22 protein-coding genes are annotated in these 23,279 nt (G+C 68.3%); 14 read left to right on the forward strand and 8 right to left on the reverse strand.

Going from position 1 to position 23,279, the window contains the following annotated elements; all coding sequences use genetic code 11:
- Positions 1 to 51: 51 nt before the first annotated feature.
- The 3 genes from MOM01_RS21430 to MOM01_RS21440 are packed head-to-tail and all read left to right on the forward strand — an operon-like array spanning position 52 to position 2,907.
- The gene (locus tag MOM01_RS21430; protein WP_241387466.1) at positions 52 to 993 is read left to right on the forward strand and encodes a CPBP family intramembrane glutamic endopeptidase; all 942 of its coding nucleotides are present in this window, start codon (positions 52 to 54) and stop codon (positions 991 to 993) included.
- Complete coding sequence (locus MOM01_RS21435) at positions 974 to 2,230, forward strand: sensor histidine kinase (protein WP_241387467.1); 1,257 nt, start codon at positions 974 to 976, stop codon at positions 2,228 to 2,230. Before MOM01_RS21430 ends, MOM01_RS21435 begins: the two co-directional genes overlap by 20 nt.
- A complete protein-coding gene (locus MOM01_RS21440) occupies positions 2,209 to 2,907 on the forward strand; it encodes a LuxR C-terminal-related transcriptional regulator (protein WP_241387468.1) in 699 nt (232 codons plus the stop codon). The genes MOM01_RS21435 and MOM01_RS21440 overlap by 22 nt, the downstream gene beginning before the upstream one ends.
- 95 nt (positions 2,908 to 3,002) lie before the next feature.
- Here the strand turns inward: MOM01_RS21440 and MOM01_RS21445 are convergent, their stop codons facing one another.
- Positions 3,003 to 3,860, reverse strand: coding sequence for an aldo/keto reductase (locus MOM01_RS21445; RefSeq protein WP_241387469.1), 858 nt, complete (start codon positions 3,858 to 3,860; stop codon positions 3,003 to 3,005).
- Positions 3,861 to 4,083: 223 nt separating this feature from the next.
- Here MOM01_RS21445 and MOM01_RS21450 point away from each other — a divergent pair, with 223 nt between their 5' ends.
- Positions 4,084 to 4,554: a nuclear transport factor 2 family protein gene (locus MOM01_RS21450; RefSeq protein WP_241387470.1), complete on the forward strand. Its 471-nt coding sequence runs from the start codon at positions 4,084 to 4,086 to the stop codon at positions 4,552 to 4,554.
- 52 nt (positions 4,555 to 4,606) lie between these two features.
- On the forward strand, positions 4,607 to 5,230 hold the full coding sequence (locus MOM01_RS21455) for a maleylpyruvate isomerase N-terminal domain-containing protein (protein ID WP_241387471.1): 624 nt from the start codon (positions 4,607 to 4,609) through the stop codon (positions 5,228 to 5,230).
- Positions 5,231 to 5,295: 65 nt separating this feature from the next.
- Here MOM01_RS21455 and MOM01_RS21460 read toward each other — a convergent pair whose 3' ends face one another.
- Complete coding sequence (locus MOM01_RS21460; protein WP_241387472.1) at positions 5,296 to 5,841, reverse strand: DinB family protein; 546 nt, start codon at positions 5,839 to 5,841, stop codon at positions 5,296 to 5,298.
- A gap of 100 nt (positions 5,842 to 5,941) precedes the next feature.
- Between MOM01_RS21460 and MOM01_RS21465 the strand changes: the two genes are divergently transcribed.
- A complete protein-coding gene (locus MOM01_RS21465; RefSeq protein ID WP_241387473.1) occupies positions 5,942 to 6,889 on the forward strand; it encodes a helix-turn-helix transcriptional regulator in 948 nt (315 codons plus the stop codon).
- Positions 6,890 to 6,951: 62 nt separating this feature from the next.
- A complete protein-coding gene (locus tag MOM01_RS21470) occupies positions 6,952 to 8,028 on the forward strand; it encodes an alkene reductase (RefSeq protein WP_241387474.1) in 1,077 nt (358 codons plus the stop codon).
- 40 nt (positions 8,029 to 8,068) lie between these two features.
- On the opposite strand, the gene MOM01_RS21475 is transcribed toward MOM01_RS21470, so the two are convergent.
- The 4 genes from MOM01_RS21475 to MOM01_RS21490 all read right to left on the reverse strand — a co-directional run bounded on the left by MOM01_RS21475 (position 8,069) and on the right by MOM01_RS21490 (position 11,047).
- Entirely contained in the window at positions 8,069 to 8,371 is a 303-nt protein-coding gene (locus MOM01_RS21475) for a malate:quinone oxidoreductase (protein ID WP_374112354.1), read from the reverse strand.
- Positions 8,372 to 8,433: 62 nt separating this feature from the next.
- The gene (locus MOM01_RS21480) at positions 8,434 to 9,975 is read right to left on the reverse strand and encodes an FAD-dependent monooxygenase (protein ID WP_241387475.1); all 1,542 of its coding nucleotides are present in this window, start codon (positions 9,973 to 9,975) and stop codon (positions 8,434 to 8,436) included.
- A 90-nt stretch (positions 9,976 to 10,065) separates the two neighbouring features.
- The gene (locus tag MOM01_RS21485) at positions 10,066 to 10,542 is read right to left on the reverse strand and encodes an SRPBCC family protein (protein WP_374112353.1); all 477 of its coding nucleotides are present in this window, start codon (positions 10,540 to 10,542) and stop codon (positions 10,066 to 10,068) included.
- Between the two features lie 124 nt (positions 10,543 to 10,666).
- Positions 10,667 to 11,047, reverse strand: coding sequence for a winged helix-turn-helix transcriptional regulator (locus tag MOM01_RS21490; RefSeq protein ID WP_241387477.1), 381 nt, complete (start codon positions 11,045 to 11,047; stop codon positions 10,667 to 10,669).
- A gap of 80 nt (positions 11,048 to 11,127) precedes the next feature.
- Between MOM01_RS21490 and MOM01_RS21495 the strand changes: the two genes are divergently transcribed.
- Positions 11,128 to 11,535 carry a RidA family protein gene (locus MOM01_RS21495; protein ID WP_241387478.1) on the forward strand — a complete coding sequence of 136 codons (408 nt, stop codon included), beginning with the start codon at positions 11,128 to 11,130 and terminating at the stop codon, positions 11,533 to 11,535.
- Positions 11,536 to 11,566: 31 nt separating this feature from the next.
- Here the strand turns inward: MOM01_RS21495 and MOM01_RS21500 are convergent, their stop codons facing one another.
- Together MOM01_RS21500 and MOM01_RS21505 are read right to left on the reverse strand one after the other, a co-directional pair.
- Positions 11,567 to 11,761, reverse strand: coding sequence for a hypothetical protein (locus MOM01_RS21500; protein WP_241387479.1), 195 nt, complete (start codon positions 11,759 to 11,761; stop codon positions 11,567 to 11,569).
- Positions 11,762 to 12,366: 605 nt separating this feature from the next.
- The gene (locus MOM01_RS21505; protein ID WP_241387480.1) at positions 12,367 to 13,695 is read right to left on the reverse strand and encodes a PucR family transcriptional regulator; all 1,329 of its coding nucleotides are present in this window, start codon (positions 13,693 to 13,695) and stop codon (positions 12,367 to 12,369) included.
- Between the two features lie 230 nt (positions 13,696 to 13,925).
- On the opposite strand from MOM01_RS21505, the gene MOM01_RS21510 reads away from it, so the two are divergent.
- The 6 genes from MOM01_RS21510 (at position 13,926) to MOM01_RS21535 (ending at position 23,272) form a co-directional block, all read left to right on the forward strand.
- Complete coding sequence (locus MOM01_RS21510; protein WP_241387489.1) at positions 13,926 to 15,386, forward strand: TIGR02677 family protein; 1,461 nt, start codon at positions 13,926 to 13,928, stop codon at positions 15,384 to 15,386.
- Positions 15,383 to 16,795 carry a TIGR02678 family protein gene (locus MOM01_RS21515; protein WP_241387481.1) on the forward strand — a complete coding sequence of 471 codons (1,413 nt, stop codon included), beginning with the start codon at positions 15,383 to 15,385 and terminating at the stop codon, positions 16,793 to 16,795. Before MOM01_RS21510 ends, MOM01_RS21515 begins: the two co-directional genes overlap by 4 nt.
- Complete coding sequence (locus MOM01_RS21520) at positions 16,792 to 20,958, forward strand: TIGR02680 family protein (RefSeq protein ID WP_241387482.1); 4,167 nt, start codon at positions 16,792 to 16,794, stop codon at positions 20,956 to 20,958. The genes MOM01_RS21515 and MOM01_RS21520 overlap by 4 nt, the downstream gene beginning before the upstream one ends.
- A gap of 69 nt (positions 20,959 to 21,027) precedes the next feature.
- A complete protein-coding gene (locus tag MOM01_RS21525; protein ID WP_241387483.1) occupies positions 21,028 to 22,164 on the forward strand; it encodes a beta-mannosidase in 1,137 nt (378 codons plus the stop codon).
- A gap of 140 nt (positions 22,165 to 22,304) precedes the next feature.
- Complete coding sequence (locus tag MOM01_RS21530) at positions 22,305 to 22,616, forward strand: transposase (protein WP_241387484.1); 312 nt, start codon at positions 22,305 to 22,307, stop codon at positions 22,614 to 22,616.
- Between the two features lie 20 nt (positions 22,617 to 22,636).
- Complete coding sequence (locus MOM01_RS21535; RefSeq protein WP_241387485.1) at positions 22,637 to 23,272, forward strand: IS3 family transposase; 636 nt, start codon at positions 22,637 to 22,639, stop codon at positions 23,270 to 23,272.
- Positions 23,273 to 23,279: the final 7 nt, after the last annotated feature.

The raw sequence follows: 23,279 nt of genomic DNA on the forward strand, positions 1-23,279 counted from the left end.
CGGGCGCGTGGGGGAATGTCCCGCCGGGCCGGCACCGGTGGAATGACAAGCATGACGATGGACAACTCACGATCACATGGAAATCTCCTCCCCCCCAACGCGGACCACCCGACCACCGCCGCACTCGGTGAGTCCGCATTCGTCCGCAGGCGCGGTGTCCTGTGGTTCCTCCTGATCGCCTTCGGGGGCGCATGGTTGCCGTGGCTGGTGGTATATGCGGCGGGTGGATCCATGGACAACGTGCTGATCCAGCTCGCGACGGCAGCCTTCGTCCCTGCGATCGCCGCCTGCGTGGTGCGCCGGTGGGTGACACGGCAGGGATTCGTGAACTCGGGTCTGGGACTGGACGTGCGCCGATACTGGCCGTACCTGGTCACCGCGGTGACGATCCCGTGGGGGGTGCTGCTCGTCGCGGTCGGTGCGGCAGTCGTCGCCGGCTGGTCGCCGTCGGACGCGGACGTGAGCGGTTCGTCCTGGGCCTATCTTGCGGTGGGGCCGCTGATCTGCATCGCATCAGCGCCGATCTTCTGGGGTGAGGAATACGGCTGGACCGCCTATCTGCGAGACCGCCTGGTGCCGGGCCGGCCGATCACCACGACATTTCTCACGGGGACGATCTGGGGCGTGTGGCACTGGCCGTTGCCCTGGATCGGCTACTTCGGAGGGCACGTACAGGTGGACGCTGCCGTCGTGGCCATGCTTCTGTGGGTGCCGTTGAGCATCCTGCTCGAGTTCGTCATCGGGTGGTTGTGGTCGCAGACCGGATCGGTGTGGCCCGGTGCGATGCTGCACGCCGGCTGTAACCTCGTGGCCTCGCAGGGGCTCTATCTCGTCCTCGGCGATTCCTTCGGTCCGGACGCGACTACGCTGCTGCTGTGCGTGGGCCTCACTCCTTTCGTCGTGGCGATCGTCGCGACGGGACACACAGCCGGAGGACGCGAACCGGCTCGTGTGGATGGAGGGAACGGACGAAGTGACCAGGTCGACCTCTGACGAAGTGACCCGGTCGGCCACCGGCCCTCTGTCCCTGACGGATGCGCTGCGCACCGGGCCTCGCTACCTCCTCAGCGGTTGGCCGGTGCGGGCGTTCACGGCGAACGCGCTGGCCGCAGTGGTCGGGCCGGTCACCACGCTGCTGCTGCTGCCACTGCTCGTCCCGGGCACAGCGCGCGGCGCCCGGCCCGCGCTGTGGGTGCCGCTGCTGAACGTCGAGGCCGCGCGGTTGTCGCTGATCGACGGGGAGGTCGCCGGGCGATTCCGAGCGGAGGCCGAATTCGCCGCGACCGGCGAGGCGATCCCGGTCCGGCGACACCTCGCCTACATCCTTCTCATGGCGGTCATCGGCCCGGTGACATTCGCATTCACGCTGTTCGTGCTGCTGATCGACGTGGTCCTGCTCGCCGCGCCGTGGCTGGTCCACGACGGACCCGTCACCGTGCTGTTCTGGCAGATCGGTACCGAAGGGCACGCTTGGGTCGCTCCGGCGATCGGTGTGGTCACGACCGCGGTGACCGCCTACCTGGTGGGTCTGGCTGCCGTGGTGGACGCCCACCTGGCAACGTGGCTGATCGTCGACGGTTCGGTACTGCGCCGGGAAGTCACACGACTGACCGACTCTCGTGCGTCGCTGCTCGAGGCCGTCGAACACGAACGGCGCCGGATCGAGAGCGAACTCCACGACCGCGTACAACACCGACTGGTCGCGCTCGCACTGACCCTCGGCATGGCCGAGTCCGTCCACGGGAACGATCCGGCAGGGCAGTTGGCCCGGCTCGCCCACGGGCAACTCGACGAGGCGCTCGCCGAACTGCGAGCGGTGATCCTCGGTATCTCACCACGAGCCCTGACCGAGCACGGACTGGCCGCCGCCGTCACCGACCTCGTGGGGTCCTACCCGCTACGCGTCGACGTCGATCTCGGAAACACCGAGACCCCGCATCGGTTGCCGTCCGCACTCGAGGACGCGGCCTACCGGGTGATCGCCGAGGCGCTGACCAACATCGTCAAACACGCCGGCGCCACGACCGCGGCGATCTCCGCCCGCCGAACAGGGACCTGGTGGGAGTTGACCGTCACCGACGACGGCGTCGGCAATGCTCAGGTACTTCCGGGACGCGGCCTGGATTCTCTGACGGCGCGCATCGACGCCGTGGACGGCACCCTGACCGTCACCAGCCCGGATCGGGGTCCTACCGAGATAATGATGAGATGCCCGATCCCGACATCCTGAGCTACCCGGCCGGTTCGGCTCTGAGAATCGTCCTGGCAGAGGACAGTCCGCTGCTGCGCGCCGGGATCGTCACCGTCGTCGAGTCGGACGGTCACACAGTGTGTGCCGCTGTCGGCACCGGCGACGATCTGGTCGCGGCGACCCTGGCCCACCGGCCGGATCTCATCGTCACCGACGTGCGGATGCCGCCGAACCACACGGACGACGGGATCCGTGCCGCACTGCACCTGCGTGGCCACCGTCCCGACCTGCCGATCCTCATTCTCTCCCAATACACCACCGTCGCCTCGCTCGACGATCTGATCGGAGACGGTGCCTCGGCAGGCCGAGCGGGCCTCGGCTACCTGCTCAAGGATCGGGTCGCGCACGTCCGGCACTTCCTCGACACGCTGTCCGCGATCGCCCGGGGCGCCACGGTGATCGATCCCGACATCATCACGGCGCTCATCGGCCGGGCAGGACGCCACGGCACACTCTCGACACTCTCCCCCAGGGAGCGGGAGGTTCTGGCACTGATCGCTCAGGGGATGACCAACCATCAGATCGCGAGCCGGCTGACCGTCTCGGAGGCAGCCGTTCGGAAACACGTCGGGAACATCTTCGCCAAACTGCCCCTGGACGATTCCGGCGATCGGCGGGTCCTGGCGGCGCTGACCTACCTCAACAGTGAGCGTTGATCTCGCGCAGTCGACCTGCCCGAGGGGGATTCGAGAAACCGACAGGAACGCACACCACAATCGCGTGACCGTCGGACCGGACTGCCGAGTCGCTCCTACTTGCCGCTGTACACCGGGAAGACGCTCGAGGTGCCGTAGTCCCGGGCACGCAGGTCGCGCAGGGCTGTCATGTCCGGCTCCGAGATGACGAAGTCGACCTCGGCGTTGGAACGCATGTGGGCGGGATTCGACGTCTTCGGCAGTGACACCGTGCCCAGCTGCAGCGTGTACCGGATGCACAGTTGCGGGACGGAAACGTCGTATCTGTCGGCCATCGCCTGCACGTCCGGGTTGTGCAGGATCTCGCCGTGCGCGATCGGTGAGTACGCCTCGACGAGGATGTTGTCGTTCTCGCAGTAGGCGATCAGGTCGCTCGGGGTGTTGCCCGCGTGGACCAGCAGCTGGTTCGCATGCGGGACGACAGTGCTGCCCGCCAGTAGGTTTTCCAGGTCTTCCTGCAGGAAGTTCGACACGCCGATCGCTCGGAGCTTGCCCGCCGTGTAGGCCTCCTCCAGCGCGCGCCAGGCCTGGCGATTGCCCTCGCTGTAATCGCCGCCGCGGAAGTCGTTCCACGGTTGCGGGCTGTGGATCAGCATCAGGTCGATGTGGTCGAGTCCGAGCGTCGTCAGCGAGCCGTCGATGGCAGCCACCGCAGCCTCGTAGTTCTTGATCTCGGCCGCCAGTTTGGTCGACACGAACAGGTCGTCGCGGGCTGTTCCGGAGGTGCGGACGCCCTCGCCGACACCGCGTTCGTTCCCGTACGCCTGCGCGGTGTCGATGTTGCGGTAGCCGATCCGGATCGCGGCTCGTACCGCGTCGGCGGCGTTGTCGTCGTCGATGAACCAGGTGCCCAGTCCCAGCTTGGGGATGGTCACGTCGTTGGACAGTGTGTAGGCCTCGTTCAGGATGCTCATGCGTTCTCTCCGTTCCTGCGCCCCTGGTGCAGGAGTGCCCATGCATCGAGTAAAGGCGCTTCACGGGATCTGTGCCAGCCCCCGCCGGGTTCCTTCCACCGGTAAGTCTTCGCTGCGCTGGAGTGAGCGGTGTCCATGAACGGCGAAGCAGAACGCGACCCACAATTCCACTCAGTAGGTTTCGACGACCTCGGCAGTCGTCCCCGACGAGATAATCGCCGACATGAATCATCCGTCGGATCTGGCCGGTCGCTACGCGGTCGCAGTGGACGAGCGTGACGCTGTCGCCCTCGCTGCAGTGTTCACCACGGACGCGGAGTTCGTGCGGCCACCCGGCTTGACGCGCGACGCCGGCGCATCGGTCACGACCGGCGCCGATGCGATCGCCGCCGCGATCCTCGGGAGCGTCTCGCACCTGCACGGCACCCGTCACGCGGTGCACCAGCAGGTGATCGACATCGACGGCGACACCGCGGGCGGCACGGTCTACTGCCTGGCGCATCACCTGTACCGGGGCCGCGACGGAATGCGGGACGACGCGATAGCGGTCCGTTACCGGGACGAGTACCGCCGAACGGGCAACCGATGGCAGATCGCGCGCCGGGAACTTCTGATCGACTTCATCGAGAACCGCGCCGTGCGTGTGCCCGGCGTCCCGGCAGGTCCTCGGGATCCCGGAGACCGGCCGCGGTAGCAGTCGCCACGCGCTACCGTCGGAGCGACCGCACACCTACGAGGGAGTTGCGATGGCGGAGTTCGAACGGGACCGGGCATTGCTGATCCGTCTGTGGCGGATGTGGGCCGAACGGGCCGCAGAGTTGTCCGGCACGCAGTGGACGACGCAGACCCGACTACCGGGCTGGACCGTGCGCGACATCTACGTGCACGTCACCCCCGACGTGATGATCGCGATGCTCGCCGCTCCCACGGTCGAGGGCGACGCGAAGGTCGCCAGCGCGGCGGAGATGCTCCGCGTCTTCAACGCCGACCCCGTCGCCGCCGAACCGATGCACGCTCAGCTCGCCGAGATGGTCCGGCAGGCCGCTGCCGATGTCGACCGCCGCACACTCGCAACGCGTTTCGGATCCGAGTTCCCCGCAGCCTTCGAACAGCTCGCGGGGTCGAGCCGTGCCGACGTGATCTCGCATCCGGTCCTGGAGTCGGTCACGCTCGGCGCCTTTCTCGACATGGCGATTCTCGAAACGACGGTTCACTGGCTCGACGTGGTGGACGCGGTCGGCGGCCCGCAGCCGGAGCAGGAGGCGCTCGAACGCGCACGCGACATCCTGGCTGCGGTGCCCGACCCGCTCGCGTTCGTCGAAGCGGCCTCGGGACGCTCGGGAGTGGCTGTGCTGCCGGTCATGCGCTGAGAACGACAAGGGCGTCGGGATCCTTGCACAGTCCTGCACGACCGGCAGCACCAGCCGCGCCGATGTCACCCCATCGACTTCGACCCGTCGAGAGCTTCACGGATGATGTCGGCGTGGCCGGCGTGTTGCGCCGTCTCGGCCACGATGTGAATCAGGGCACGCCGAACCGACCATGCCTCGTCCATGTTCCACGGCGCTTTCGGAAGCTCGTGGACCACATCCAGCGAGGGCAGTGTGCGGACCAGTTCGTCGGTCCGCGCGGCCACCTCGTCGTAGGCGGCGAGTACTGCTTCGAGACTCTCGCCGTCCTGAAGCTGGAAGTCCTTCGCCCGCTCGACGAAATCCTCCTCGGTCCACTCCGTGAAGTCCTTCTCCAGGTAAGCGGCGCCGACCACCAGGAATTCCGACCATCCCTTCTCGACTCCGGTGACGTGCTTGACGAGGCCCCCGATCGTCAGTGCGCTCACGGTGGTTCGCTCCCGCGCCTGCTCGGTGGTGAGATCGCGGGCGGTGAACCGCAGGAAGTGCCGTGCATGGGCGAGACTCGCCAGCAGATCGCGTCGTTCCTGATCGAGGGTCGGGGTGACGTTCTCGGTGATGGTGTCGGACATGGTGTGCTCCTCGTCGTCGTGATCCGGTGAACACCACGCTAGGCGCCATTGGTGACAGTTTCTGTCACTTATCGACCGTGAGGTGCGCGAGAATTTCCTCATGGCCGACACGAGCTCCCGAACGCTGCGCCTTCTGTCTCTGCTGCAGACACATCGCTATTGGCTCGGGGCGGAACTCGCCGAGCGGATGGGGGTCTCCCTGCGCACACTGCGCCGGGACGTCGAGCGGCTGCGCGATCTGGGTTATCCGGTGCGGTCCGACCGCGGCGTCGGCGGCGGATACCAATTGGCGCCGGGAGCCTCGCTTCCCCCGCTCGCGCTCGACGACGACGAAGCGGTCGCGCTCGCCGTGGGGCTTCTCACCGCAGCACAGACCTCCATCGCGGGGATCGCCGAGATCTCGGTGCGGGCCCTGGCCAAGGTCATCCAGGTCATGCCGCCGCGTCTGCGCCGGCAGGTCGAGGCGCTCGATACTGCCACCGTCTCCGCCGACATTCCGTGGGCGAGCCGGGCCGCCGATTCGAAGCAGCTCGTGGCCGTCGCCCGGGCGTGCCGCGACGACGAACGAATCACCTTCGAGTACACCGCAGCAGACGGTGCGGCGACCAGCAGGAGGGTGGAGCCGCGACAACTCGTGTCCCTCGGCCGACGGTGGTACCTGGTGGCATTCGACCTCGACCGCGGCGATTGGCGCAGCTTCCGCCTGGACCGGATGACCGAGACCACCGCCACCGGCGTCCGGTTCCGGCCACGCGTACTTCCGGCCGGTGATGCCGCAGCATTCGTGGAGGGCGGGATCCGCAGCCGCTCCACTGTGAAGGTCGCCGCCGAACTCACCGCGCCCGCCCACGAGGTGCGGCGCAGGATCGGGCAGTGGGCGAGGGTGGTCACGATCGACGACGAACGGTGCCGAGTCGAGATCGATGCCGAGAGCATGGACTGGGCGGTCATCGCCGTGGGCATGTCAGGTGGACGGGTGGTTCGGGCGTCGCCGCCGGAGTTCGTCGATCGGCTGAAGGACTGGTCGGACCGGCTGACCGGAGCATGACCCACCTCACAATCCGGCCTCCGCCGGGAATCTCACCGGGGCGAGTGTCGTTGCGTCCCCCTATGGACTTGTTCACGCCCGTCGCCCTCGGCGACCTCGAGCTCACGAACCGCATCGTCATGGCCCCGCTGACCCGGCTGCGGGGTGGTTCGGCCGGGGTCCCCGGAGATCTGATAGTCGAGCACTATCGTCAGCGGGCGAGTGTCGGCCTGATCATCGCCGAGGGCACCTACGTGAACTTCGAATCGCAGGCCTTCGTCGGACAGCCCGGGATCGTCACCGACGAGCAGGTCACCGGTTGGCGTCGCGTGGCCGACGCCGTGCACGAGCGGGACGGCCGCATCGTGGTGCAGTTGATGCACGGTGGCCGCGTCACGCACCCAGAGGTGAACGGCGGCCGCCGCGTCGTCGCACCGAGCGCCATCGCGATCGACGGCCAAGTGCACACGATGCAGGGCAAGCAGCCCTATCCGGTACCCCACGCACTCACGACCGAGGAGATCGGGTCCGTTGTCGACGACTTCGTCGCCTCGGCTCGCCGAGCGATCGAGGCCGGACTCGACGGCGTGGAGGTCCACAGCGCCAACGGCTATCTTCTGCACGAGTTCCTCTCCCCCGCCTCGAACGATCGCGACGACGAATACGGCGGTTCCGTGGAGAACAGGATCCGGCTGGTCGTCGAGGTCGTGCAGGCAGTCGCGGAGACTGTCGGCGCCGGACGTGTCGGATTGCGTATCTCTCCCGAGCACAACATCCAGGACGCGCTCGAGACCGATCGTGACGACGTGCGTGCAGTCTACGGTGCGCTCGTCGACGCCCTGCGCCCCCTGGGCTTGGCGTATCTGTCGGTGCTCCACCGGGTGCCCACCGGCGATCTGGTGCAGGAACTTCGGAACCGATTCGGCGGCAAGATGATCGCCAACAGCGGATTCGGCTCGCCGACCACCCGCGAGGAAGCGGTGCAGCTCATCGAGGACTCGCACGCCGATGCGGTGGCGGTGGGTCGCGCGGTGCTCGCGAATCCCGATCTGGCCGAACGCTGGCGGGACGGACGACCGGAGAACGCACCGCGACCGGAATTGTTCTACGCATCCGGCGCCGAGGGTTACACCGACTATCCGTTCCTGCAGCCGGTCTGATTCCACCGGCACCGGACCCGGACGACAACCGGGTCGTTTCTCAGTCGCTGTCCCGGAACAGGTCCGGCATGAGCCGTTCGAGCGACGGCCGCCATTCGCGGATCTGTTCCGGGAAGCACCGTGTCAGCACGTCGACCATGGCCGACGGCGCGATCGACGCGCCGGGCGAAGCCCCGAGGAGCCCGGCGATGCTGCCCTCAGCGCCGGTGATGGTCTCGGTGCCGAAGGCCAGCACTCCGATTTTCCGAGGATGGTCGCCCGAGGTCTCGGTGTTGCTCTCCTGCCATCCGCCGAGACGGCCGTACCCGGCACTTCGGTAATCCCTGACACGGGCGTAGAGAATCGAGCCATCGGACTGACGGTCGGGACGCGCAGACCCTCACCTGCCGTTGCGCGACTTCACACTCATCTCACGGAACGAGCCGCATCGTTCGGTGGCGTTTCCTCCGGTCCGGACGGGCGCGGATCGCACTGAGGATCCCCCACTACACCGCACCACCTCGAGAGCGCTTCGGAAAGCCCCTCCGACGAACCCTCCCCCACCCACGCCACGTGCCCGTCGGGACGCACCAGCACGGCCGTGGGCGCGCGCACCTCGCCGAGCACGGGCAGTTCCCACCGTCCGTCGTAGCTCGCTCGGACGTGGTCGACTCGGTCGCGCCCGGATGCGAGATCCAGTGGTGGCCCGCCGAACTGCAGCACCAACGGCCGGGCCCGGTGCATGAGCTCGAAGACCCGCACCGAGCCGTCGGGAACGACGAGCTCGAGGTCCGGCATCCGCCGGCCCAGAAGCGGATGTCCCACGCCGAGATCGTAGGCGACGTCGAGGCCGGAGATCAGTGCGGCGATCGGGGTTCCCGCGTCGTCGACACGGAGTACCTCGTCGAGCAGGTCGCGGAGGGCTTCCTGCCTCGGATCTGCCTTCTGGAACAGGGATTGGGCCATGGTGAATTTCAGTGCTCGCGCTCCGGCCGGGTGCCGTTCGGTGTGGTAGGTGTCGAGCAGTTCCTCCCCGGCCGTACCGCGCACGACCCGACCGAGTTTCCACCCCAGGTTGACGGCGTCCTGGATCCCCAGTCCGATCCCGAGCCCACCGGTGGGCGAGTGCACGTGTGCTGCGTCGCCGGCGAGCAGCACCCGTCCCTTGCGGTAGGTCACCGCTTGTCGCGTGGCGTCGGTGAAGCGCGACAGCCAGGTGGGATCGTGGACGCCGAAGTCCGTGCCGAACACCTGGATCAACTCTCGCCGCAGATCGTCGAGCGTGGGCTGCGTGATGGGCCCGAGCTCGGCCTCGGTCACCACGACCCGCACTCTGTTCTCCCCCATCGGATACAGGCCGTGCACCCCCCGCTCGTCGATCTTCCCGTTCTCCGGAAGCGCCTCGCTCACCTGCACCTCGGCGAGGAGACTGCTGCGGGTCGCATCCGGGCCCGCGAAGGCGATGCCGGCTTCGCGTCGCACCACGCTGCGACCACCATCCGCGCCCACGACGTACCGGGCTCGCAGCGCCTCACCCGACGCGAGGAGGACCGTCACCGCCTCGTCCTCCGAATCGACGCCGACGACCTCTGCACCGCGCCGGATCGGGACTCCCGACTCGTCGACCCAGCCCGCCAGCAGCCGTTCGATGTGGTTCTGGAACAGCGCCAGGGTGTAGGGGTGGCGTGTGGACAGACGGCTCGAATCGAGTCGGGTACCACCGAACGTCGCCGTGTGCACCGCTCGCCCCTCGCTGAGGAAGCGATCGGCGATCCCCCGTTGTTCGAGCAGTTCGATCGTGCGGGCATGGACCCCTCCGCCACGCGAACCCGCGAGTTCCTGCGATACGCGACGTTCGACGACGACGACGTCCGCCCCGGCCAGGCGGAGTTCTCCCGCCAGCATCATTCCTGTCGGCCCACAGCCGACGATCACCACATCGTGCACGCTCGCCCCTCTCCTCGGCATGGAGGAGCAGTATGGGACCTCGCAGGGGTCTTGCGGCAAGCCCCCACCTGCGCGATAACGTGAAAGGGGAAGGGATCGGCCGGTGCGGCGTCAGCCCTCGAGGATGCGCTCGATCGCGGCGAGCGTCGCGGGAATTCCGCTCCGGGCAGCCTCTTCCCGGGCAGCGATCTCGCGAGGAGCGTCCGCGCCGAACTTCTCGTGGAAGAACTTCAGCCCGGCCTCGGTGAACTCCCAGGTCTCCGTCAGCTCGGTGCCGGTCTCGGCAGGCTTCATCAGATAGCTCCAGCGCACCAGCCCGGGTCCGACCGACCACGCGAACTCCCGGCCGGGCGATGCGACCACGACTTCCGAACGGGTCTCCCAAGTGCGCTCCGGGGTCACGTTCCGCCCGGTGAAGAAGGAGCCGACCTCGGGGCCTCGACCCTCGTCCCACCAGCATTCCGCACAGACGGGCGACCACTCTCCGGTGCGGGTGACATCGGAGACGAGGGCGTACACCTCCTCCGGCTCACGGGAAACGACGACGGAGGAGCGGAAGGTCAACGGTGAGATCTGCATGGCCACCATCCTGCCTCACGGGCAGACCGGACGTGGAAGCCGACTCGGCCCGGGAAGTGTTCCCCACACGAGATCCCTTGCGGCCGAACGATATGCACTCTCCGCCAGAGCCCGCTGTTCCGAGACGTCTCGTTCACTCGTCGAGTGTGTCGTCGAATCTGCTGCGGGCCTGCTCGATTCGGGGAAGGTGGGTCGATGCCCACAGCAGCAGAGCGTCGATCGGTTCTCGCACGGTCTTGCCCAGGGGTGTGATGCGGTACTCGACGGCGATCGGGCGGGTTCCGATGATTCGCCGCTCCACGATTCCGTTGCGTTCGAGTCTGCGCAGGGTGCCGGTCAAGGACTTCTGCGAGATGTCGGGAATGGCGCGCCGCAACTCGTTGAAACGGCACGGCGCCTCGCACAACCGGGTGAGCACGCTCAGCGACCACTTGTCCAGGATCTGGCCCAGAAGTTCCCGGTGCGCCGCGACGGCGAGGAGATCCGATTCGGCGTTGTGCACGGTATCCGACATGCGACCTGGTTTCGTTGAAGTGACTTTCCTACACCAAGTATAAATCCGATACCACCAGTTCCCGAACCCAGGAGAATCCCGTGCCGGTCACCCTGTCCAGTCCCGACGACATGCTGCCGAACGCCCCCTACCACCACGTGGCCGTAGCGACCGGAACCCGGCAGGTCCATGTCGCCGGCCAGGTCGCGCACATGCCCGACGGTGCATCGATCCCGGCCGACCTGGCCGGCCAGGTGTCCCAGGCATTGCGCAACGTCGCACGGGGTCTGGCCGGAGCGGATGCGAGTTTCCGCGATGTCGTACGGATGACGGTCTACGTCACCGACTGGCACCCGGAGAAGATCGAGGCATTCATGGCGGGCGTCCACGCGGTGGCGCAGGAGATCGGTCTGCCCTCCCCCATGCCGCCGGCCTCACTGATCGGCGTCGAGATGCTCTACGAACCCGGCGTGCTGGTCGAGATCGAGGCGACCGCCGTTCTCGACTGAGGGCGATCCTCGCGGACCGAGGAAGGCGCCCTCAGGCGGCACAGACCCCGAACACCGGGAATCTGTCCGTACCTGCCGCCGCCTGCAGTTCGACGCGTACCGGCCCGTCGGCGTGCTCCGGAAACGTGCCGTCGATCTTCGAGTAGACCCACGGGCCGTCGTCGAGCTCGACGATCGCGAGAGTCACCGGCTCTGCTTCCTCCCCGGCGCCCTCGACCGGTTCCATGACCTTCCAACACACGATGGAGCCGGTCGCGGGGCAACAAGCGGACTCGAGGTCCGCACATCGGCAGGAAGAGCAGCGGGTTGCGTCGGGAGCGAGAAGAGTGCCACAACTCCCACAGCGCAGGATTTCCATGCTGTGCTGCGTCGCGTGGTGGAACATCGCGGTCCTTCCGTCAACGGAGAGTATCCGAGCCACGGCAGTCGTCTGTGTTCGAAAGGCGTCGAAACCCGCCGGGTCGATGACGTGGCTCCGTTCATCGTCCGAGTTCGACGGTAGGTCGCTCCTCGTGCGTTTCCATCGGTACGCGAGCACACAGATCATGACACCGCGCTGGTGTCCGCGCACAATCGGCCTCCTTCGCCAGGGACTTTCGGGTAGCCGAAGTCCTCGTGGACGGCCGTACGAAGGTGCCCTTGACCTGCCGCTCCACTGCCCCATTCAGTGAGCGGCATCTCATCGGCACCGAGTGCCGCCTTCCGCCACTGTGCTCACAGCCCGAACAGACCGGGCAAACAACCTGCATGTACGCAGAAGAAACGATCGGTGGGGCGTCCGGGACGAGGACGGCCGGGGACGGGCTCGGCAGTCGAGTTCGCGCGCGGAGTTCACTCCGGCGGTGTGGCCGTCCCGCGGTCCGGGGCGAGTACAGCGGGTCCGAGCCAGTGACACAGGGCCAGCGCGTTCTCGAGATCGAGCCGGTGTTCGCGCACACTGTGCCCGATCTGGTCCTCGGCTTTGCTGATCCGATAGGCGACGGAATTCCTGTGAAGGTGCAGCTGCTCGGCAGCAGCGACGAAGCTGCCTCCGCCGGACAAGAATTCGCGCAAGGTGTGGCGCAACTGCGCGGCCGAGGGATTGTCCTCGGCGAGGTGGCCGAGCACGTCGCCCACCCAGGCGCGGGCCCACTCGAGATTCGTGCACATCAAGGCGACCGCCCCCACCTCCCCGATCGAGACCAGGCGGGGACACGCAAGACCCGAGGCCAGTGCCACCTCTCGCGCCTGGGACGCCTGCCGGTGTGTGCGGACGAAGCCGTCGATCCCCTCGTGCGGTGCACCGAGCGCCACACCGATGGGGTGCTGCCACCCGGCGACGACCTCGGACACTCCGCTCGTGTCGATCGTGTCGACCGTCCCGAGCGGTATCCACGCCCAGGCCGTGTATTCGTCGAACTGATCGAACAGCACCCGGCCCCGCAGTCCGAGATGCTCGACGAGCGTCGCCACGGCCTGCTCGAGACCGCTCCAGCCGGTACCGGCCCCCTCGGCGCCCACCATCTTGACGTCGTCGATCCAGATGATCACACCGAGATGGTGCTGACCGAGCCGATACCCCAGGGTGGCCTCGGCCTCGCCCACCTCGATCGGGCGCCCGGCGAGAATCTCCTGGATACGGGCGGTCCGGGAAGCATTTCGGTTGAGCAGCCAGGCGTCGCGCTCGGTCTCGTAGACCGCAAGCAGGGTCTGTGACACTCCGTCGATCCCGGCCGAGAGTTTCATCAGGATCTCGACGCCCGCCCGCATCGCGGCCCCGGTGTCCTCGCTCAGGTCGGCCAGGACCTCGAGGCACCAGCGCATGATGCTGTCCTGAGCCAGCCGGTTGCTCCGGTCCACCACCGAGACCGGAAGTCCCTGCCGGGCCAGCATGCGGACGAGCGCATAGGACGCGTCCGGTATCTCGATCTCGTCGAGGCCGTCTCGGAGGAAGCGGGTGATGGCGTCGACTCCGTCCTGGGCTGCCCGTTCCAGCGCGCGCGAGGTGGGGGGGTCCTGGGACATCGCCTCGATCTCCGAGGAGATCCGCTCGGTCATGTATCGCGTGATCTCGGAATGACTCGTCGCCGACAACTCGGCGACGACCGCGATCAGCGCGCGTGTCTCGGGTCCCGGATCGCCCACCCTGCGGGCGCCGTGTCCCATCTCGTGGGCGTTCATCGTTCTCGGTTCCGGAGGAGTGGTACATCCGTCGAGTGCACTACCTCGACGGTAGCCGGTGCGGTGCTCGTCCACTGCTGATCCGGGCGTCCACGGGGTGCCGACCGTGCCGACACTCACCCCGGGTGTTGTCCGATCCGGTCGGTCGATCCGCCTAACCTGTCACGGTGAGTGAAACAGGTCGAGCCCGGATCGGGGCGGTCGAGGACCCGACGGTGCGGGACGACCGCCTGCGCTTGTTCTCCTTCGCCACAGCCGAGAAACGCGTCCGGTATCTGTGGGTGCTGCGCGCCTTCGACCATGCCCGGGGCAACTACACGGTGCTGCTGCACGCCGGTGACGTCGCGACCGTGCTGGACCGCATCGCGGGTGACGACGACGCCGAGGTGCCCCACGCGTCGGACGTTCCCGCGCTGCTCGAGCAGTTGCACGCGTGGGGTGTCCTCGAGCGCAGTTACGACGGCACGAGGGCGGCAACACTCGCCGAGTACCGCAACCGTCACTTCGTCTACCAGTTCACGCAGTCGGGCTATCGCGCCTTCCGGGCTGTCGAGGACGTCCTGTCCTCCCGCGGCGACGACGTGTCGCTCTCACGACTCGCCCTGGCCGATCTGCTCGCCGATCTGCACGATCTCGCCGAGGCGAATGCGTGCGGCGACGGTGAACTCGTCTACCGCAAGCTCAGCCGCCTCGACGCGACCCTGTCGGACATGGCCGAACGCGCTGCCCGCTTCTATCTGGTGCTCGGCGACCTGGTGCGCACCACCGAGGTCACCCCGGAACTGTTCCTCGCGCAGAAGGATGCGCTGCTCACCCACATGCGCGAGTTCAGCTCCGATCTCGCCCGGTACGCCCCCAAGCTCACCGCCGCACTGGCACGCGTACACGCCACCGGAGCCGACACACTGCCGGTGCTCGCGGCACAGCACGACGAGCGGGTACTCCTCTCCCCCGAGGAACGCGAGGCCGACTGGCGGTTGCGCTGGCGCGGCGTCGAACACTGGTTCGTCGGGGTCGGGTCGGCGCCGAGCGAGGCCGAACGGCTACGCGGCGCGACGATCAACGCGATTTCGGCCGTGCTGGCGCTGCTGCGCCGGTTGACCGAGCAGCGCCGCGGCGGGGTCAGCCGCGAGTCCCAGCTGCGGCACCTGGCGGGATGGTTCGCAGCCGCCCCGAGCGAGGACGCCGCGCACGCGCTCTTCGGTGCGGTCTTCGACCTCGGCCGGCCCCGGCACTTCTCCGTGGCGCACTCCGATGCCGACCTCGTTCCCGTCACCCGTTCCTGGTGGGAAGCCCCGCCGGTGGAGATCTCCCGGACGCTCGCCGAGACCGGGCGCCGGCCCGCGGCGGGTGCTCCGGGCCGTATCCAGCGCAACGACGCCGGCGTCCGGCGGTTGCGGGAAGCCCAGCTCGAGAAGCAGCGCCGCCGTGCGCAGGCCGCGAAGTCGCTCGCGGCCGGAGGCGTGCGGGAACGTGAGCTGTCCGAGCCGGAAGCCGAGGTGCTGCTCGGCCTGCTCGACGCCGCGCTCTCGGCGCGGGTTCCGGTCAGCGGTCGCGTCCGCGACGACGACAGCGCATCCGGCAGCCAGAACGGAGTTCGACTCACGCTGCGGCCCAGCGCCGAATCGACGGTGGTGCGCACGGCACGGGGCCGGCTGTACCTGGACGGCCTGTCGGTGGAGGTGCGATGAGGGCGCGCTCGATCCCGTCCGTCGATCTCGACGTATATCAACGGGCGGCACGGATCGTCCTGACACACCATCTGGTGACACCGACCTTCCCGGACCGGTCGGCCCTGCCGGCGGTGCGGCGCTGGGCCACCGAACTGCGCGAGGATCTGCTGGCCACCTTCGGCTACCGGCTCGAAGTCACCGAGAACACGGCGCGGTTGTTCACCGTCGCCGACCGGCTCGACGCCGGCTCGGGGACGACCACCGCCACCGACCGGCCGTTCGATCGACGCCGCTACGCCTATCTCGCGTTGTCGATCGCCGCGCTCGGTCGCGGTGCCGGGCAGATCACGTTGTCCGAACTGGCCGAGCACGTCGCGGCGGAGGCAACGCGTGTGGACGGCGTGGACCTGGATACCGGACGCGCCACCGATCGCGACGCCTTCGTCGACGCGATCACCTGGCTGAATTCACGCGGAGCGATCACCCTGGCGGACGGCGACACCGGAGCATGGGCCACGGATCCGGGCGTCGGCGAGGCCCTGTTCGACATCGATCGTGAAGTCGTCGCCGCGTTGTTCCGCCCGCCGCGCGCACTGCAGCATCTCGAGTCGGTGCGTGATCTGCTCACTGCGGCCGGGGCGCCGCAGTCCGACACCGCCGAGGTGCGACGCCGGGTGCGGCGCGCATTGGTGCAGCGACCGGTCGTCTACGCCGAGGATCTCGACGACGACGAGGCGCTGCAACTCGCCCTGCCACGCACCACAGCGGACGTCGAGTTGCTCACCGGTCTGGTGTGCGAGCGGCGGGCCGAAGGGGTCGCGCTGGTGGACACCTCGGGACGGCTGTCGGACGTGCGGTTTCCCGGTACCGGCACCGTCGCGCAGGTCGCACTGTTGCTGGCCGGCGAGATCTGCGATCGTGTCCTCGACTCCGACGCCCCCGCCCCGGACCGGCTCGCACGACCCGTCGACCTGCACGAGACGCTCGTCGCAGCGGTGGACGCGGCGCTCCCGCGGGCCGGTGTCTTCACCGCCCTGACGGTCGCGACCTCCGAAGCCGAGGCAGGAGTCGACGACGGTGCGGGTGAGCGGGAGCCCGCGACCCATCCGGTTCTCGACCATTCGTGGCTCGCAGCGACGATCGGGCGTCTCGTCGACATCTACGGCCGGACCTTCGCCGCACAGTGGCAGGCGGATCCGGCGGGTCTGGCCGCCGCTGCCGTCGACATGCTCGAGAGGCTCGATCTGGTGGCGCGGGTCCCGGCCGGCATCCTCGCTCTGCCCGCCGTGGCGCGCTACCGCGGGGTGACGGTGAGTGTGCGCGAACGAGATCCGGAGATCGACCTGTTCCCCGAAGCCTCACCGCGATCCGCCCCGCCCGCCCCCGTTCCGACACCGACCGATACGAACCCGACGGAGATCCGATGAGCAGCGCCCGATTCCGCCCCACACGTGCCGGGATCATCAACCTGTGGGACTACCGCGACCAGGAGTTCTCGTTTGCCGACGGACGGCTCGTGTTGCGCGGTCCGAACGGTTCGGGGAAGACGAAGGCACTCGAGGTGCTGTTCCCGTTCGTTCTCGACGGCCGTATCGAACCGCGGCGTCTGAATCCGTTCGCGGGCGAGGAGCGCACCATGCGCTCGAATCTGCTGTACCGGGGCCAGGACAGCGCCCATTCGTATGTCTGGATGGAGTTCTGCCGCGGTCGCGCCGACGATCCGGAAGCGGTGACCGTCGGCATCGGGATGCGCGCCACACGCGGAAACGACAAGGTCACCCGGTGGCATTTCGTCGTCGACGGCAGGGTCGGGGTGGACTTCTCCCTACTCGACGAGGAAGACCGGCCGCTGACCCGCAAGCAACTCGTCGAGCAGATCGGCGCCGAGGCGATCACCGATCGACCGGTCGACTACCGGGCCGCGATCGACGCCCGCATGTTCGGGCTCGGTGCGCAGCGCTACGACCAGCTGATCAATCTGATTCTCACCTTGCGCCGGCCCCAGCTCGCGAAGAATCTCGATCCGAAAGGCCTGTCGCAGGCCCTCACCGACGGTCTGCGGCCGCTCGACGACGATCTCGTGATCGAAGCCGCCCGGTCGTTCTCCGACATGGAGGAGGTCGCCAAGACACTCGAATCGCTCGCCGCCGCGGATGATGCGGCCCAGCGATTCGTCGCCGTGTATTCGAAGTACATGAGGCAGCAGGCCCGCGCGGCGGTCGACCGCGTATCCATCCGTCTCGATGCCGTGGAGACGGCCATGCAGGCATTGCGGGCAACCGCCGCCGACCGCGAAGGCGCCGCGGCCGCCCGGGCGGAATCCGAGGAGCGCCTCGCGACCGCCGAGCGTGAGCACGAGCAGGCCCGCACGACCCTGGATGCCCTGCAACGCTCGAGTGCGTACGAGGGAAAGCAGCAACTCGACGATCTCGCATCGGTCGTGGCCAATCTCGAACGCACCACCACCGCCCAGGCCGAACAAGCGGCCCGCGCACAGGCCGCCGTGGCGGACCGGACGGGTGAACACGAACGTGCCTGCGAGGCATCGACGGTCGCGACGGCCGCGCGCCGTCGCTGCGAGGACGCGCTGCACAGCGCCGCGGAGGACGCCGGCATCGTCTGGCCCGGAATCGATCGGGTCGAACGCATCGATCAGCTGGTCACCGTGGTCGAAGCCCACGCGGAGGAACGCGAAGCGGACGTCCGGGCGGTGCGCAGCGCCGTCTCGCAGCTCGACGGGACAGCGACCGCCCGGGCGCGAGCGGAAGCCACCGCATCCCGCAGCCGGGCGCAACGCGACACCGCACACGCCGCGGTGGAGGCGGCGGAAACCGTCGTCGAACTCTCCCGGAGAGAAGCCGCGGCACAGCTGCGACGGTGGTGGACCGACCACACGGATGTCTTTGCTGCCGTGGGGTTGTCGTCCGCCGTGTTCGATGCCGTGGACGCCGCACTGGGTGCGGTGGGCCAGGACGACGCGCCGGCGCCCGCCACGGTGCTGGCCCAGCACATCGGTCCGGTCGTCGAAGAGCTGCGTTTCCGGCGCCGCGCAGCCGCCACCGAGATCGCCACTCTCACCGCCCGGATCGACGAACTCGAGACGGAACGGGCTGCGGTGGCCGCCGAACGCGACGACGCTCCCCCGCCCTTCGCGTCCCGCACCGGACGCCGCGACGATCCGACCGGCGCCCCGTTGTGGCAGTTGGTGCGCTTCCGGGACGAGGTGTCCGCCGAGGACGCAGCCGGCCTCGAAGCGGCGCTGCAGGCCGCGAACCTGCTCGACGGATGGATCGTCGGCGGCGACGCGGAGCTTCCGGACATCGAATCCGATCAACTGCTCGTCGCACTGCCCGCCGACCATCGTCCCGAGGGCCCGAGCCTGGCCGACGTGCTCGTGCCCGAGCCGGACACCGCGGTGCCCGAGAGCCGGGTCGCGGAGGTTCTCGCGTCGATCGCGCTGACCACCGATCCGCGGCCGGGAATGCCAGTGGCCGTGGACACCCGCGGTGGCTATCGGCAGGGCGTGCAGGTCGGGCGGCACGTGAAGGATCATGCGGAGTTCATCGGCGCCACCGCGCGTGCACGCCGGCGTCGGCTGCGGATCACCGAGATCGAGACCGCCGTTGCCGACGCCCGCGCCGAGGTGCAGTCCTTGCGTGAGCACGATCGCGCGATCGGCGAGCGGATCACCGCACTCGAGCACGCGGCCGAGGCAGTGCCCCGGACGGGCGCGGTGCTGTCCGCACTGCGCAAGGTCACCGAATGTGCAGGTGCCTTGCGCACAGCGCAGGACTCGGCCACGGCATCCGAACGGGACCTCGACCAGGCGATCGCCGACGTCTCGGTCGCGGAGCAGCGTGTGCGCTCGATCGCCGCGCGGCATCGCGCCCCGGTCACGACCGGTGAACTGGATGCTCTCGATGCCGCCGTCCGCCACTTCCGGTCGCAAGGGCAGGCGCTGATGCGGGCACTGCGCGAGCAGGCGGCCGCGGCAGAACGGGTGCGCGAGGCCGAGGCCCGGCTCGACGCGGCGCGATCCACGGCGGACGAGGCCGCCGAGCACGCGGCCGAGGCAGCCGAGTCGCTTGCACACCAGCAGCAACGCCTCGACACGCTGCGCGAGGCGATCGGCGCCGGCGCCGAACTCGTCGACGCCCAACTCGAGGAGGCCCGCACCCGGATCGAGACCGCGAAGGTCGCCGAGCGCGCCGCTCGCAAAGCCTTCGAGACGGCGCTCGAGCGCATCGGTAAGGCCGACGCTGCGCACGTCGCTGCCGAGCAGGCCCTGCGATCGGCGTTGGTGGAAGCGCGGGCGGATGCGGCCGGTCTGGCTCCCTTCGCCCGGACCGACCTGCTGACCCTCCTCGGTGTCGGGACGCACCACACGTGGCCGGCGAGTTCGGCGGCGTGGCTCGACGCAGACCAGGTCCTGTATCGGCTGCGGCGCTCCCCGCACGGGGACGAGTCGGTGGAAGTGCTGCCCGGTGAAGTGGACGCGTTGCTGCAGGCACTCGATGCGGCGACCGAATCCGTCGCGGCCGGCGAGTCGGCCCGCAAGTCCACCGGCTCCGCCCTGACCGGCGCGCTGCAGGAGTTCGACGCCGAACTCGCACGGGGCCGGGACTACCGGCTGCACTGGGACGGTTCGGACGGGGTGACCGTCGTGCAGGTGCAGGACGAACAGGGTTACACCTCCGTCGCCCGTTTCGCCGAGCGCATCGCCCGGGCGCGGCAGGAGCAGGAGGCCCTGCTCACCGACTCGGAACGGCGCATCCTCGAGGACGCATTGCTGACCGGTCTGGCCCAGCAGATCCACGAGCGCACCGCCGACGCCCGCGACCTCATCGCCCGCATGGGCACGGAGATGCGGCAGCGGCACATGTCGTCGGGCAACACCATCGGTGTGCACTGGGTGCTCGCCGACCACCTCGACGAGCAGGCGCGCGCGGTGTGCAAACTGCTCGATCGGGATGCCTCGGCGCTGTCCGCGGAGGATCTCGCGGGTATCCGCGCGCACTTCGCATCGCGTATCCGCACCGAGCGTGCGGCGCACCCCGAGCGGTCGTATCCCGAGATCCTCGCTTCGACGCTGGATTACCGTCGGTGGCGGGTGTTTTCGTTCAGCCTGATCGGTGCGGACGGCAGTGAGGACCGGCTCACCCCGGCGCGTCACTCGGCACTGTCCGGCGGCGAGCAGTCCGTCTCACTGCACCTGCCGTTGTTCGCTGCGGCCCATGTGATGCTCGATTCGGCCGATCCGCACGCGCCGAGACTGCTCGCCCTCGACGAGGCGTTCGCCGGTGTCGACGACACCGGTCGCAGCGAATTGCTCGGTCTGTCCGTGCAATTCGACCTCGATCTGTTCATGACCGGTTTCGATCTGTGGATCACCTACGCCGGGGTGCCCGCATGCGCGCACTACGATCTGTCGCATTCGGTGGCCGAACACACGGTGGCCGCGACCCTGCTCGTCTGGTCCGGGGGCGGACTGCTCGCCGAGCACGACGGGTCCGATCTCGCGACGGCACTGGGATCACCGAGCACGCGCCGGGTCACGCGGCCCGTGGAGGGAGCGCTCGAATTCGCCTGACGCCGCGGTGACGAGCATCACCGAGGAGCTTGCACGGTGGGTTCCGCAACAGCGGCCTACCATCCGAAGATGCCGAGGTTTCGCACATCGAGATTCGTGGCCGTCGCCGTGACGGTGGTCGGTCTGCTCCTGGGAACGGGCCATGCCTCCGCGGCACCGGCGCCGGGTGCACGAGTGACCGCATCACCCGACGGTTTCGCGCTCGACGGCCGCCCCTGGTGGCCGACCGGGTTCAATGCCTACCAGCTCGCCACCGATTGGTCGGTGAACTGGGGATGCGGCGCGATGGTGAACCTCGACGACTATTTCGGCGCGCTACCCCCGAATTCGCTCACGCGATTCAACCTCTTCCAGGCGCTGGCGATCAACCGGTTCACCGGGCAGTTGGACTTCGGTCCGATCGATGCCGTCTTCGCGGCAGCGGAGGCGCACGACCAGATGGTGCTGCCCGTCCTGGCCGCCCAGGACGGCGCGTGCGAGGACGAAGTCTTCAAGGGCCGGCAGTGGTACGTCGACGGGTGGACCGACTTCACCCCCGGTCACGAGCGAGTGGTGATGAGCTTCCGGGACTGGATGCACACCGCCGTCGCCCGCTATCGAGACTCCGCTTCCCTGGCGGCATGGGAACTCGTGGGCGAACCCGAGACGAGCACCTGCACCGACGCCTCATGCTTCTGGTGGACCCGGTCGTGCGAGCCGGGCGCCGCCCACGTGCTGCGCGAGTTCTTCGATACCGCGGGTGCCGAACTCCGCGCCGTCGACCCCTACACGCTGATCACCGCGGGCTACACCGGCGGCGGGCAATGTGGAACCCAAGGCGACGAATACCAATTCGTCAGCGCCTCACCGTATGTCGATGCGGTGCAATATCACGATTACGGTGCCGACGGCGTTCCGTTGCCCGGCGATCAGTGGAACGGCCTCGGCAGGCGCCTCGAACAGGCCGAGGCGGTCGGCAAACCGCTGCTCGTCGCCGAGATCGGCGAACTCGCCGGATCCTGCGGGTCGTTGCCCGACCGCGCCGCACACATCACCGCGAAGATCGAGGGCCAACGTGACGCCGGCACGGCGGGCGCGCTGCTGTGGGCGTTCGTACCCGACCCCCGGCCGTTCGACTGCACCTTCGACATCGGTTTCGACGATCCACTGTGGGAAGTGATCGAGGACTTCGGTTCCCTCGGAACACCGTCCGCCACCAGTCCGTAACTCGCCGAAAGCCGCCACGAGCACGTCGTGGATGGCTCTGACGCCCGTCGAACAGACAGACGGAATCGATTTACTGGATGACGTCTGCCTGAACCGTCTCGGGTTTGATGCCGCCTCCTTTCTTGAGGAGGATGCACATCATGCCCAAGCGTTACCCCGCCGAACAGCGTGAACGAGCGGTGAAGATGGTCCTCGACCACCTCGACGAATACTCTTCACCGTTCGCGGCATGCAAGGCCATCGCCCCGAAGCTCGGCGTCGGTGTCGAGTCGCTGCGCACCTGGACCCGCCAGGCTCTGGTCGACGCCGACAAGACACCCGGCGTGACCACTGCCGAGCAGCAGCGGATCAAAGAGCTCGAACGCGAAGTTCGAGACCTCCGTGAGGCCAACGAGATCCTGCAGTCGGCTTCGATTTTCTTCGCGAGGGAGCTCGACCCTCGCCGCCGCTGATCTGCCAGTTCATCGACCAGATGCGTACACAAGGACACCGGGTCGAGTCGATCTGCGCCGTGCTCACCGAGCGTGGCGTCAAGGTCGCCCCACGCACGTATCGGAACTGGAAAACCGCTCCTCCATCCCCTCGGACCGTCACCGATGCACATCTGACGAACGCTCTGCGTGAGACCGTCGGCACCGCCGAAGGTCTCTACGGTCGCCGGAAGATGACCGTGCACCTGCGCAGACACGGCCACGACGTCGCGGCATGCACCGTCGACCGGTTGATGCGCGACGAAGGGCTGTCCGGAGCGGTCCGGGGCCGTCGGCACCGCACCACCATGCCCGGCGGCTCGGACAGTCGACGCGCCCCTGACCTGGTCGATCGTGATTTCACCGCCGAGGTTCCGAATCGGAAGTGGGTCACAGACTTCACCTATTGCCGCACCTGGGCGGGGTTCGTCTACGTCGCGTTCGTGATCGACTGCTTCTCGCGGGCGATCGTCGGCTGGCATGCCGCCACCGTCAAGGACACCGCGATGGTCACCACCGCCTTGAAGATGGCACTGTGGAGACGTGACCACACGGGCCACCCGGTCGGCTCAGGGTTGATCCACCATAGCGATGCCGGCAGTCGGGGCGGATTCAACCGGTCGTCGCAACACCCCTGACCAGGAG

This window comes from Rhodococcus sp. CH91 (assembly GCF_022554085.1).
In the GTDB taxonomy this organism is placed as follows: domain Bacteria; phylum Actinomycetota; class Actinomycetes; order Mycobacteriales; family Mycobacteriaceae; genus Rhodococcus.

Coding starts and splice junctions, on each gene's coding strand:
- MOM01_RS21455 (WP_241387471.1), top strand. CDS start 4,607: ATGGCGGAGTTCGAACGGGACCGGGCATTGCTGATCCGTCTGTGGCGG.
- MOM01_RS21450 (WP_241387470.1), top strand. CDS start 4,084: ATGAATCATCCGTCGGATCTGGCCGGTCGCTACGCGGTCGCAGTGGAC.
- MOM01_RS21480 (WP_241387475.1), bottom strand. CDS start 9,975: ATGCCGAGGAGAGGGGCGAGCGTGCACGATGTGGTGATCGTCGGCTGT.
- MOM01_RS21445 (WP_241387469.1), bottom strand. CDS start 3,860: ATGAGCATCCTGAACGAGGCCTACACACTGTCCAACGACGTGACCATC.
- MOM01_RS21535 (WP_241387485.1), top strand. CDS start 22,637: ATGCGTACACAAGGACACCGGGTCGAGTCGATCTGCGCCGTGCTCACC.
- MOM01_RS21430 (WP_241387466.1), top strand. CDS start 52: ATGACGATGGACAACTCACGATCACATGGAAATCTCCTCCCCCCCAAC.
- MOM01_RS21525 (WP_241387483.1), top strand. CDS start 21,028: ATGCCGAGGTTTCGCACATCGAGATTCGTGGCCGTCGCCGTGACGGTG.
- MOM01_RS21490 (WP_241387477.1), bottom strand. CDS start 11,047: ATGTCGGATACCGTGCACAACGCCGAATCGGATCTCCTCGCCGTCGCG.
- MOM01_RS21530 (WP_241387484.1), top strand. CDS start 22,305: ATGCCCAAGCGTTACCCCGCCGAACAGCGTGAACGAGCGGTGAAGATG.
- MOM01_RS21460 (WP_241387472.1), bottom strand. CDS start 5,841: ATGTCCGACACCATCACCGAGAACGTCACCCCGACCCTCGATCAGGAA.
- MOM01_RS21520 (WP_241387482.1), top strand. CDS start 16,792: ATGAGCAGCGCCCGATTCCGCCCCACACGTGCCGGGATCATCAACCTG.
- MOM01_RS21470 (WP_241387474.1), top strand. CDS start 6,952: ATGGACTTGTTCACGCCCGTCGCCCTCGGCGACCTCGAGCTCACGAAC.
- MOM01_RS21440 (WP_241387468.1), top strand. CDS start 2,209: ATGCCCGATCCCGACATCCTGAGCTACCCGGCCGGTTCGGCTCTGAGA.
- MOM01_RS21465 (WP_241387473.1), top strand. CDS start 5,942: ATGGCCGACACGAGCTCCCGAACGCTGCGCCTTCTGTCTCTGCTGCAG.
- MOM01_RS21505 (WP_241387480.1), bottom strand. CDS start 13,695: ATGAACGCCCACGAGATGGGACACGGCGCCCGCAGGGTGGGCGATCCG.
- MOM01_RS21500 (WP_241387479.1), bottom strand. CDS start 11,761: ATGGAACCGGTCGAGGGCGCCGGGGAGGAAGCAGAGCCGGTGACTCTC.
- MOM01_RS21515 (WP_241387481.1), top strand. CDS start 15,383: ATGAGGGCGCGCTCGATCCCGTCCGTCGATCTCGACGTATATCAACGG.
- MOM01_RS21485 (WP_374112353.1), bottom strand. CDS start 10,542: ATGGTGGCCATGCAGATCTCACCGTTGACCTTCCGCTCCTCCGTCGTC.